Source organism: Paenibacillus sp. MT86, from assembly GCF_058792535.1.
On the sequence record NZ_CM179499.1, the window covers coordinates 6,410,276 to 6,421,897 of the forward strand.

Sequence of the window (11,622 nt, forward strand, 5' to 3'; positions counted from 1 at the left end):
GGCCCATGTACTTCCATGCTTTGCGTTGAAGGAAATCGTAACACATCCGCATAAACCGAATAAGCGCCCGGCAGACTGAATCGGCATGGATTCAGATCTGACCGGGCGCTTTTGCATATATAAACAATGGTTGGATCACTAATAACAAACCTGGGCCTCACGATACGGCACCAGGATATGCAACCTCCGGTCGAAGCTTCAAGAGCTTTATTACGGAGGAACTCCTGGAGCGAATAATTTAAGCGCCGTGCCCAACCCCGCTCTCGCTCGGCCGCAGGACAGCGGAACCGACGGCCAGCAGAATGATTGCCATCAGGCCCAGCACGGCAAGCGGCAGTGCGATGTCGGATAACGTGCCGCCCGTAGCAGCGGTCTCCACCGCCTCAATGGCCCATTTTTGCGGGATGAAATTGGCGATCTTCTGCATGAATTCCGGCATGATGGCAAGCGGCCAGAAGCACCCGCCCAGCATGCAGGTCGGCGTGACGATCATGGAATTGATCATGGCCGCATTTTGCCCGTTCCGGATCAGCCCCGCGACCGTGCTTGCCACGCCTAACGATACGAGCATAAAGGCCATCAGAATAAGGAAATGCAGCACGAACGGAACTCCGTAATCGTAACGAAGGACATACCGGCTGAGCACGAGCACGATGACCACCTGCAGCGAGCCGACCACCAGGCTGCCCAGAAAATTACCTAAAGCGATCTGATAGGCGCGTACCGGCGCCGTATACATGCGGGACAGCGTTCGCTGCCTGCGGTCATCAATCATCATCGACACCACGCTGGAGATAAGGGTCATCATGAACATCAGGGTAAATCCCGTTACGTTCGAGAGTCCCGGCTTCGCATATAGATTCAGATCCGTGACCTCGGTATCCACCCGATTCAGCGCGGATTGCTTGAGCACCTCTTGCAGCGCCAGCATACGATCCGCGTCCGGCTCCGAGGTTTCCCGGATCAAGGCGGCCGTACCGCTCAGGCGCGTAACCGCGGAGTCCGCCGTCATTCGGATCATTACCGAGGCCTCCGAGGTGGAGACTTCGTATATTTTAACTGCCGGCCGTTGGCCTTCTATTAATCCGTCGCTGAACCCCTGCGGAATATAAACGCCCACCGTGCTTTTATTCTCCACCAGGTCTTCCCTCAGCATATTCTCGGACCCGGACTCCTTGAGCACGTATTGGCCGCTCCGCTCCAGTTCATTCATCAAGTACCGCCCTGCAGGTCCCTCATCCTCGTTCACGTAAGTGACCAGAATGCTCGCGGCCGTGGTCTGCCCCATGAGAAACACCGTCAAGGTGACCACTACGCAAGGAACCAGCAGGTAAACGATCCAGCCTCTCTTTCGCCCGAGCGTCCGTCTCACCATATGCCAGGCAATGGTTAAGCTATGCATGGTATCCCACCTTCCTGTACGTAATCATGGCTGCAGCCGACAGGGCCGCGGTAATGGCCGCCAGCATGCCAACGCATGTGACAATCAAATGCACGTCGCTGTTCAGCATCATCCGCAGCATGCTCTGCATCGCCCAATGGTTGACGGTGAAGGCGCCGAGCTTCTGGAAGAACTCCACGGGCAGCGGCATAAACCCTCCGCTGACAAACGTCATGGCGATAATGATCGCCTGCATCAGCCCTCTGGCTCCAGCCGCCGTGGAGGAGACCAGGGTTATGAACGTGGCGATGGTCATGGACGATAACGTGATTAATACGCAGACCACGATGAGCAGCAAGGGGTGCGGTCCCCATTTAACGCCGTACAGCCACATGGATCCAAGGACGATGGCGGCTGCCTGTACCAGCGTAATCAGGCTGGATCCGATAATTTTTCCGGCAAACACGGTTCCGGGGTTAACGGGCGCGCTTTGCAAGCGATATAAGGTCCGGCTTTCCCGCTCGCCCAGCAGGCTGCTGCTGGCCATCAGACCAGAGTACAGCAAGAACATGATCAGCATGGAGGCAGCGTAATATTGGGCTGCGGAGTACGTTGCTCCTTTCTCGCTCAGCTGCCCGATCGTAACGTTGGGTCCGTCCGACGCATCGACAGGCGCTGCCGCTTGAGCCGCAAGAACTTGGTCTCCGCCCATAACGACTACCTCCGCCTGTTTGTGATTGGCATCTGCGATAAAGGTCTTGAAGACAGTGTCTGCCACGAGGTTTAGATCACGGTCTCTTCCAGGTAGCAGCTCAAGCTTCACATCCGCTCCCTGGCTCATTCGTTCATCAAAGGAAGCAGGAATCACCACCGCGTAATCGACCTCGCCCCGGCGCAGCTTTTCTTCGGCTTCTTCGCGGCTGGATACCACCTCAGGTTCCAGTAGGTCCTGAATCTCCGGCAAGCCGGTCAGCGTCTGCATGCTCCCCGGCAGCTGTCCTCCAGCCTCGGCATCTAACACCAATCCCACTCGGACCGATGGCTGTTTAAATTCCTGATCATTGCCAAACCAGCCCGAAAGCGCGTTTCCCAATATGAAAATAAGGATCAGCGGCAGCAAAAATTGGTTGATCAGCACCGATCGGCTGGTGGCCATCCGCTTCAGCTCGAACCAAGCGATAATCATCGTATTCATCTTCGGTATTCCTCCTTCATGGATTCCTCTGCTCGTGTCCGTTATGATCAATCGCGAAGCGTTCGCCCGGTCAGGCTGAGAAACAGCGTTTCAAGCCCCGGCTCCTCGCACTGCAGGGAGCGAAGCGTCGTATGGTGTTTACTGCAAATGAATAAAATATCCTGCAGCTCATCCTGAGCTGACGGTACATAGACTTCGACCTCGTTATCATTCTGCGCCACGCGCCTAACGCGCGGGTGAATGGTCAGCTCCTCCACCAGATCCGGTGTGATCCCATCGGCAGTAAGAATGATTTTTTCCTCATGCGCCACGCGTGCCCGAAGCTCCTGCTGCGTCCCGCAGGCGATAACATGACCTTGATCCATGATGGCCACCCGGTCGCTGATCGCGGCAACTTCCTCCATGTAATGACTTGTATAAATAACGGTAGAACCCATGCGGTTCAACGTCTCCACCGATTCCAGGATATGATTCCGGGACTGCGGATCAATCCCCACCGTCGGCTCATCCATGATAATCAGCTTCGGACGATGCGTAATCGAGCATGCAATATTCAGTCTTCGTTTCATCCCCCCGGAGAAGGTGGACGGCCTTTCTTTTGCCCGATCCTGCAGCCCGACAAACGCCAGCGCCTCCTCCACCCGTTCCTTCAGCAGCTGGCCGCGCAGGCCGTACAATTTGGCGAAAAAAGCGACATTATCCCAAGCCGTCATCTCTTCGTACAGGGCCAGATCCTGGGGCACCAGCCCAATTCTCCGTTTCACTTCCAGCGGCTGCTCCTCGATGGAGATACCGTCTACTTTGATGATGCCCTGATCCTTCGCCAGAAGGCCGCAGATCATATTGATGGACGTGCTCTTGCCCGCTCCGTTCGGTCCCAATAATCCAAAAATCTCGCCTTCGTGCACTTCCAGGTTCATATGATCCACCGACAGCTTGCTACCATATCGTTTTACGACATCCTTCATCTCCAGAAAGACCGTCATAATCATCATCTCCATTTCCCTCGTATCCATCTGTTGATTACATTCTATCTGGAATCGCCGGATTTTGAAGGTAGAGGAAGTCACCTTATGGGGTGACGAAAGTCATCTCCTTGCCGAAAACATCCATGTGCTATAATGAAGCCAATCGTTTGAACGGTTTGACTTCACAATGGAAAAGGGTTGGATCGCACGTGACATCTCCACTTGCCTATCTCAGGTACGGCCTCATTCTCCTGCCCGCCGCAGCGGACATGTTTTTGCAGCAGCTCGACGATTACGGGGAGTATATGGTGTACATCCTGCTTTTTCTGGCGATTGCGGTGCTGAGCCGTTTCCTGCCTTCGCCTGCTTACCGGAAAGCAGCCATACTGCTGGAAATCCCGTTGTCCCTATGGCTATGCCACCAATACGGCTTCATGATGGTATTCCTGTCCATATCCTCCCTATGCGTCTATCTGCCCTTGTTCGAGCGGCCTGGCAGGCTGTGGCTGGCATTCGGTCACCTTGCGCTGCTCAACATCGCGATTACCGATTACGATGCGCTGCTGCATACGACGGCCAATCTGCTGTTTCTGTTCTTGGCGGTCACACTCCACCGCATCCATGAAATGAACCAGAAGGAATTGGATCACATTCATTTATACGACGAGCTGAAAAGACTGCATTTCCAGCAGGACGAAGCAGGCAGGCAGCTGCTGCAGTTCGCCCATCAGGTGGAAAGCGCGGCGCAGGCCGAGGAGCGTAACCGCATCTCCCGCCAGCTGCATGACGATATCGGCCATCGGCTGATTCGCGTCAAAATGATGATGGAAGCCGCTCTTCATATCGTGCCGCAGGATGCCGCCCGGGGCATGGATATGCTCCATCAAATCCGCGACCAGCTGGGGGAGAGCATGGAGCAGATGCGGACCGCCGTGAAACAGATGAATCCGTCAAGGCGGATCACGGACGATTATTCCCTGGATCGGCTGCTGGAGGAGACCGGCAGGGAGACCGGAATCGAGACCGAGCTTGTACTGCAGGGAATTCCTTATCCGCTTTATCCGAGCCAACAGGTGGTATTATACAAAAATGCCCGCGAAGCCATCACCAACGCCATACGCCACGGCGAGGCCAAGCAGGTCCAAATTTTTCTCCAGTACGGAGACGAGGAAGTTCGAATGGAGGTCTCCAACGATGGCACGGTCCAAGAGGAGGCGAACCCGATCGCTGCGGCAGACCGTCATGGCATCGGGATAGGCGGCATGCTCGAACGAACCAAGGTGGTGGGCGGAACGCTGGAGGTCAGAAAATCCGTGCCTTTTACCGTCATCACCCGGCTGCCTGTCTACCGGAAGCGCGAGATTATGTGACTGGCACGACGGCAGGACCCTAATTTATAGAAAGGATCGTGGCTATCCATGATATCCGTATTGATTGCAGACGATGACCCGTTCATTCGGGAAAGCTTGAAACTGTTGGTGGGGATGGATCCGGATATCGAAGTATTGGCTGTCGCGGAACACGGGGAGGAGGCACTATCGTTATTGATGGACGGACTTCATGCCGACGTCGTGCTCATGGACATCCGGATGCCGGTATGCGACGGCGTGGAAGGAACCCGGCGCATTCGCGAGCGATACCCTGGTGTACGGGTGCTGATGCTGACTACCTTCGATGACGATGATTACATCGTGGAGGCGCTGCGGAACGGGGCCAGCGGTTATCTGCTGAAGAACATTCCGCCCGATCGCATCATCCAGGGGATCAAAACGGTGCATGACGGTAACATGCTGATACATCCCGATATCGCCCGCAAGCTGACCGGCATGCTTCGTCCAACCCCGCAGCCGGTCCCGAGATCCGCTGAGCTGGAACAGTTCGGGCTCACTCCTGCCGAGAAAAAGGTCGTCGCCCTTATCGCGGAGGGCCTGTCCAATAAGGAAATTGCCGCGCAGCTTTACCTGAGCGAAGGCACCGTCAAAAACTACGTCACCGATATACTGGGCAAGCTGAATCTTCGGGACCGGACGCAAATCGCTATCTTTTATTTAAAAAAGGTGCAGGGCTAGTCCCGCCTATTCATTACATAACGGCATGAAGCTAAAAAACGGGCCCTTGTCCATATTGGACAAAGGCCCGTTTGCCGTATCACGATGAAGGGAATCCGGCTTCTTCGGAACCGCCGGACGTCTTGCTGCCGGAAGCCCCCCGCTTGCTGCGAATATGAAGTTTATTCGCCAGCAGCGTGATCAAGCTTACCGGCTTCAACCCCACTGCAATGCCATCCCTCGGGTCTGGCGCCACGATAGCTCCCAGCTGATGATGATCCCCGGCGTAGATCGCACGCTGGAGAAATTTGCTCTCCCCTTGATGGTTCTGAACCTCCAGCTTGCAGAAGGCCGGATTCTGTCGCAAGGCACTGTGCAGCTGCTCCTTGCTGTGAATCAGCTTACCGTTCACCTTGAGGATCGTCTCCCCTGCCAAAATGCCGAGCTCGCTCGCCGGACTGTCCGGCAGCACGGCGAGAACGCGTAATCCGCGTACCGGATGTACAAACATCGGGCTGCGTTGCTGTTCTTCGTATCTGCTGTACCATACCAAGCCTTCATGCAGCAGCAGCGCCGCTAATGCGGCCGCGATGGTAAGCGGCGACCACCACTCGGCCAGCAGGCTCAACGCCAGCACAATCGCTCCATAGAATATGAGACGCTTCGACGTGATCCCTGCCTTCTCCTGGGGGAGCATGCTCTGCGTCATCTCTCCGAAGCCGATCACGACCGGAAGGGCCATCATGGTAAAGCCCGTACTCCAAGCATCGCCGCCAAAGAACGGCGTCCACGGCAGCACGCTGCCCCCGCCAACCGCCGGAACGAGCAGGAACAACGGCAGGGGCCAGAAGCTCTGCATATGATAGCCGCCGACAAGCTTGCCGCGCTTGCCCTCCAGAAACAGCGGGGTGGCAAATCCCGCCCCTTGTATCCTTACCAGCAAAGCTTCCGCAAAATGTAGGACGGCGGACAACGCCAGCAAGGCCGGAATGTCCAAACCAAGGATCGTTGCCGTTACCTGATGAATCCAGCCTTCCGGCTGCCAATTCGGAAACCAGCCCAACACAAACTGAATGATCCCAAGCAGACCGATGGAATAGGCAAAGCATAAGTACCGGATATGAAACAGCATCAGGATCAGCGAAGTCACCCATATGCATATAATGGCTTCCAGACTTAATGATATCCCCAAGAAGGCCACCACGATGGACACGCCGATGCCTGCCGCCAGTCCCCCTAGAAACGTACGCCAGGTCTGCAATCCCCAGGAATGCAGCTTCACATGGAACAGCTTGCGCTCCACCAACACCTGCCTTCGGTAAAACAGCATGACAAACAAAATCGAAATATAATAAAAGGGCTGCGTCAGCAGTTGTATGCCTGCATCTATCCCATACATCAGCAGTTGTTTCAATGTCTCCAACGGCTTGCCACGCTCCTTTCGGTTCCAAGATGCTTCGAAGTTTACGCTTTCTGATATCTCCAAAGAAAAAAGAAGGCTAACGTTCAGCCTTCTTACTTGTTCGACGCCTTAGCGGCGATTTCCTTCCGAACCTCGGCAATTCCGCGATTCATTTGATTATCCTCTTTCGGATCCTGAATCTTCTCGATCAATGCCGCTTCCAATGCCTCGGCTGTAGCGCTGTTAATGATGCCGTCCGCTTTCAGCTTGTGCTTGCTCTGGAAGCTCTTGACCGCCTTCTCCGTATTCCGGTCGAAGTAACCATCCGTGCGTCCTGCCGCGTAACCAACCGCTTCAAGCATAATCTGCGCGTTCTTCACATCCGTGCTGTTCGTGTCGTACGCATAAGTTTTCTTCTTATCGATCGGCGCGACGGTAAAGTATTCAGGCTGCGACACCTTAATATCCGGCTCGATTCCCTTCTCATGGATCCAGGTACCGTTTGGCGTCAGCCATTTGGCAATGGTTACCTTGAGCAGGCTTCCGTCGCCAAACTGTTTGTCAAAGCTCGTTTGCACGGTCCCTTTTCCGAAGGAGTGCTCGCCCATCAGGGTAGCTCCGGCGGACTGCTGCAATGCGCCTGCCAAAATCTCGGAAGCGCTGGCGCTGCCCTTGTTCATCAGCACCGTAATCGGGTACGATTTCGCCACGCCATTGGAAGGATGCTTCTCCCGCTTCTTATCCTTGTCTTCGACCTGAACGATCAGCTCGCCTTTAGGCACGAACTGCTCTGCGATGTCAATGACAACGGACAGCACGCCGCCGGGATTGTTCCGGACGTCGATCAGCAGTCCCTTCATGCCTTGGCTTTCCAGCTTCTTGAGCTCTTCCTTAAAGCGTTCGCCCGTATTCAGCGAGAATTGGGAAATCTCGATCACGCCGATTCCGCCCTTCTCCATCCGTGCCGACACGGTTTCCAGATCGACGTCATCCCGGACGATAACATACTCGATCGGCTGCTCGGATCCTGCCCGCTTGATCTGAAGGACGGCCTTGGAGCCCTTCGGACCGCGAATCTTGTTAACGGCCGCATTCAGCTCAAGGCCCTGCAAGGATTCGCCATTGACGGATAGGATGGTATCCTTGGCCCGAATGCCGGCTTTATCCGCAGGCGATCCCTTGATCGGGGATACAACGACGACGCTGCCGTCTACGGAGGACACTTCCGCGCCAATCCCCGTGAAGGAGCCCTCAATGCTTTCTTCAAACTGGGCCGCCGTTTCTTTGCCCATATAGTTGGAATACGGATCTTCCAGCGCTTCCATCATCCCGTTGATCGCGCCGTCGATCAGCTTCGACCGATCGATATCCTTGTAATAATTGCTTTCGATGAGGTCAATCGCTGTCCCCAGTTTCTTCGCTTCAGACTGCTCCAGTCCATTCCTGTTCGCGATGCTGGCCAGCAATCCCTCGCCGCCGTCTCCGGTCTGACTTGGAGCAGGCAGCTGGGTCAAAGCCATCGTTAACAGTCCGCCGCACAGCATGGCAGCGATGACCAGAAAGACAGCCGTTCGTTTTTTCAGCAAGTACTTCACCGCCTTTGTACGTTTCAACTGCAACACACAGGGGAATCCCGTCCACCTAGTATATGATTGGCTTGCCGGGAATATTTATACAGCGGTATTGAAGGTTATATGGTTTGCGTCATCATTTCTGTTACAGATAAGGCGAAGGATTCACCGGCGATCCGTTGACCCGAACCTCAAAATGAAGATGCGGTCCCGTGCTCTGACCCGTGGAGCCTACTTCGGCAATCTTCTGCCCTCTGGACACCTTGTCGCCTTCGCTGACTTTAATGCCGCCATTGCGGATATGCCCATACAAGGTCCATACGCCGCCCCCATGATCAACAATAACACAGTTTCCGTAACCGCTCCACCACTCGGCCAAGATGACGGTGCCGCTCTCGGCTGCCCGGATCTCGGTCCCTTGCGGAACCGCGAAGTCCTGACCCGTGTGCATCTTGCCAACCTCGCCCGTTACCGGATGGACGCGCGGTCCGTAACCGGAGGAGAGTCTGGCTCCGGAGACCGGTATCGCAAACGGTCCGCCGTTGCCGGTATACCCGCCGCCGCCTTTGCTGCCGCCGAGGGTTGTCGCCTTCGCTCTCTTCGCCGCCGCCGCTTTGGCAGCCGCCGCTTTACGGGCCGCTTCTTCGGCGGCAAGCTTATTCTTTTCCTTCTGCAGGTCCGAACGCTTGCTTGCCAGGGCAACCAACATTTTATCCTGTTCTTCGGTCAAGATGTCCGCATCCTCGATATCCTGATCGTACTGGGCCAGCAGAACGCGCTTCTCCTGTTCCTTCTCGTTCAGGATGCTCTTGCGGTCCTCCATCTGGCCGTACAGATCCTTGGCGGTTGCGTACTGCCCTTCTAGTTCTTTCTTCTTGTCGATAACCAGCAGCTTGTCCTGCTTATGCTGCACCAGCAAATCCTGGTCCTGATCGACGATGGTCTTCAAGGAATCGGCACGCTCAATAAAATCGCTGAAGCTGGTTGCGGAGAGCAGCACATCCAGATACGATACTTGCCCATCCATATAGATGAGGCGAATCCGGGATTCCAGCAGCTTCTCGCGGGAGGCGATGCGCTCCTCCGCCGCTTCAAGCTCCTTGGTCGTTGTTCTCAGCAAATCCTCCGTCTCCTCGATCTTGACGGAAATCTTCGTCAATTCATTGCTGACGATGCTGATTTGCTCCATTACGTATTTCAGGTTCTTCGTCGTTTTATTCTTATAATGCTGGGCTTCTTGTTTATCATCCGCAGCCTTGCTCTTCTGCGCCCGCGCTTTCTTGACCTGCTCCTGAAGCACCCTCAGCTCTTTGTCTACATCGGCTGAAGTCTTCTTCTCGGCTTGTCCGACGGTCGGTTGGATCATAACAGTGGCCAGTAATAAGGCTGCTACTCCTGCGGCGATTTTCTTCAAGTTTCGCTCCCCATCCTTTACCTTGTTTTATACTTTCAAAAATTTACGTATCGACATGGTGCTGCCCCAAATGCCAATGACGATGCCAAGGGCCACGATGATGGTCCCGAGCAGCAGCCACAGATCTCCCAATGGAATCAGGCTCTGCGCCAGCGTCAAATCCGTCTGCGACGCGGCGTACAGGCGATTGTAGCCTATAAACAGCAGCGTAACCGTAATGATCGAGCCCAAGAGGCCGATCATGGCTCCTTCCACGAAGAACGGCCAGCGGATGAAGTTGTTGGTCGCGCCGACAAGCTTCATGATGCCGATCTCGCGGCGACGGGCCAAAATCGTTACCCGAATGGTGTTCGAAATCAGAAACATGGACATCAAGCCGAGTCCCGCTACGAAAATAAAGCCGATATTCCGCACCGTTTTCGTAATCTTGAACAAGGTTTCTACCGTGCCCTCCCCGTACTTGACGCGCAGGATCGGCTCTTCCGCATACTTCTCGTTCAGCGCGGTAATCTTGTCGGCAACGAACCCAACCGTGGTCGGTTCGATAACGGAAACCTCGAATGCGTCCGGAAGCGGATTCTGGTCCGCTTCGCTGAAGCCTTCCACCCATTCGGAACCGAGGCTTTCCTCAAGCTCCTTCATGCCCTCTTCCTTGGACACGAATTTGATGGCGTTGACTTCCGGCATGGCCTCGATCTCGCCTTTGATGGTTTCGCGCAGCTTCTCGTCCACATTGAGATTCAAGTACGTATTGATTTGCACATTGCTATCTGCTTTATCGGCTAATGCGTTCACATTCATGACTAACAGCATGAAAACGCCCAGTATAAATAATGACACCACGATGGACGTAATCGATGCGACCGACATCCACCCATTCCGGAAAACGCTCTTCGCCCCTTCCCGCAAGTGCCGCAAGAAGGTTCTAAAATTCATACCCGTACTCTCCTCTCTGCTGGTCGCGGACGATCTGTCCGTGCTCAATCGCAAGTACGCGCTTACGCATCGTGTTCACGATATCCCTGTTGTGGGTAGCCATTACGATGGTGGTTCCCCTGAAATTGATTTCGTCCAGCAACTGCATGATGCCCCAGGAGGTTTCCGGGTCCAGGTTGCCCGTAGGCTCGTCCGCAATAATGACGGACGGGTTGTTCACGATCGCCCTGGCGATTGCGATCCGCTGCTGCTCTCCGCCGGAGAGCTGGGAAGGCTCGCGGTTCGCCTTGGCTTTCAGGCCCACCAGATCCAGCACCTCCATAACCCGTCTCTTGATGAGACGCTGCGGCGCTTCGATAACCTCCATGGCAAAAGCTACATTTTCGTAAGCAGTCAGCTTGGGCAGCAGACGATAGTCCTGAAAAATAACCCCGATATTTCGGCGAACATAGGGGATTTTGCGCTGCTTCAGCTTCCCGATATTAAATCCGTTAACGGAAATTTGGCCTTTGGTCGGCACTTCTTCTCTATAGATAAGTTTCATGAATGTCGATTTGCCGGCACCCGACGGTCCGACAACATAGACGAATTCATTGCGGTTAATGGTAACGGAAACTCCTTGAAGCGCATGGGCGCCGCTTGGATAAGTCTTCCATACGTCCTGCATTTCGATCACTTCATCACTTCCCAATCCATAATTAGCCATT

At 54.8% G+C, this 11,622-nt stretch carries 10 protein-coding genes; 2 read left to right on the forward strand and 8 right to left on the reverse strand.

Annotation, left to right across the window (positions count from 1 at the left end; all coding sequences use genetic code 11):
- Nucleotides 1-238: 238 nt before the first annotated feature.
- The 3 genes from AC3RCL_RS29300 to AC3RCL_RS29310 are packed head-to-tail and all read right to left on the reverse strand — an operon-like array spanning nucleotide 239 to nucleotide 3,571.
- Complete coding sequence (locus tag AC3RCL_RS29300) at nucleotides 239-1,402, reverse strand: ABC transporter permease (protein WP_277747182.1); 1,164 nt, start codon at nucleotides 1,400-1,402, stop codon at nucleotides 239-241.
- Complete coding sequence (locus AC3RCL_RS29305; protein WP_375121444.1) at nucleotides 1,395-2,576, reverse strand: ABC transporter permease; 1,182 nt, start codon at nucleotides 2,574-2,576, stop codon at nucleotides 1,395-1,397. The genes AC3RCL_RS29300 and AC3RCL_RS29305 overlap by 8 nt, the downstream gene beginning before the upstream one ends.
- A 47-nt stretch (nucleotides 2,577-2,623) precedes the next feature.
- Nucleotides 2,624-3,571 (reverse strand): ABC transporter ATP-binding protein, encoded by a 948-nt coding sequence (locus tag AC3RCL_RS29310; protein WP_277747184.1) that lies wholly within the window; start codon nucleotides 3,569-3,571, stop codon nucleotides 2,624-2,626.
- Nucleotides 3,572-3,753: 182 nt separating this feature from the next.
- Between AC3RCL_RS29310 and AC3RCL_RS29315 the strand changes: the two genes are divergently transcribed.
- Together AC3RCL_RS29315 and AC3RCL_RS29320 are read left to right on the forward strand one after the other, a co-directional pair.
- The gene (locus AC3RCL_RS29315) at nucleotides 3,754-4,914 is read left to right on the forward strand and encodes a sensor histidine kinase (RefSeq protein ID WP_492533456.1); all 1,161 of its coding nucleotides are present in this window, start codon (nucleotides 3,754-3,756) and stop codon (nucleotides 4,912-4,914) included.
- A gap of 48 nt (nucleotides 4,915-4,962) precedes the next feature.
- Nucleotides 4,963-5,613, forward strand: a complete 651-nt coding sequence (locus tag AC3RCL_RS29320) for a response regulator (RefSeq protein WP_492533458.1) — start codon at nucleotides 4,963-4,965, stop codon at nucleotides 5,611-5,613.
- 79 nt (nucleotides 5,614-5,692) lie between these two features.
- Here AC3RCL_RS29320 and AC3RCL_RS29325 read toward each other — a convergent pair whose 3' ends face one another.
- The 5 genes from AC3RCL_RS29325 to ftsE all read right to left on the reverse strand — a co-directional run bounded on the left by AC3RCL_RS29325 (nucleotide 5,693) and on the right by ftsE (nucleotide 11,591).
- Nucleotides 5,693-7,015 (reverse strand): PDZ domain-containing protein, encoded by a 1,323-nt coding sequence (locus AC3RCL_RS29325; protein WP_213580632.1) that lies wholly within the window; start codon nucleotides 7,013-7,015, stop codon nucleotides 5,693-5,695.
- 92 nt (nucleotides 7,016-7,107) lie between these two features.
- The gene (locus AC3RCL_RS29330) at nucleotides 7,108-8,580 is read right to left on the reverse strand and encodes a S41 family peptidase (RefSeq protein ID WP_015737691.1); all 1,473 of its coding nucleotides are present in this window, start codon (nucleotides 8,578-8,580) and stop codon (nucleotides 7,108-7,110) included.
- Between the two features lie 130 nt (nucleotides 8,581-8,710).
- Complete coding sequence (locus tag AC3RCL_RS29335; protein ID WP_192570432.1) at nucleotides 8,711-9,979, reverse strand: murein hydrolase activator EnvC family protein; 1,269 nt, start codon at nucleotides 9,977-9,979, stop codon at nucleotides 8,711-8,713.
- 27 nt (nucleotides 9,980-10,006) lie between these two features.
- On the reverse strand, nucleotides 10,007-10,915 hold the full coding sequence (gene ftsX, locus AC3RCL_RS29340; protein WP_015737693.1) for a permease-like cell division protein FtsX: 909 nt from the start codon (nucleotides 10,913-10,915) through the stop codon (nucleotides 10,007-10,009).
- Nucleotides 10,905-11,591 (reverse strand): cell division ATP-binding protein FtsE, encoded by a 687-nt coding sequence (ftsE, locus tag AC3RCL_RS29345; RefSeq protein WP_015737694.1) that lies wholly within the window; start codon nucleotides 11,589-11,591, stop codon nucleotides 10,905-10,907. The genes ftsX and ftsE overlap by 11 nt, the downstream gene beginning before the upstream one ends.
- Nucleotides 11,592-11,622: the final 31 nt, after the last annotated feature.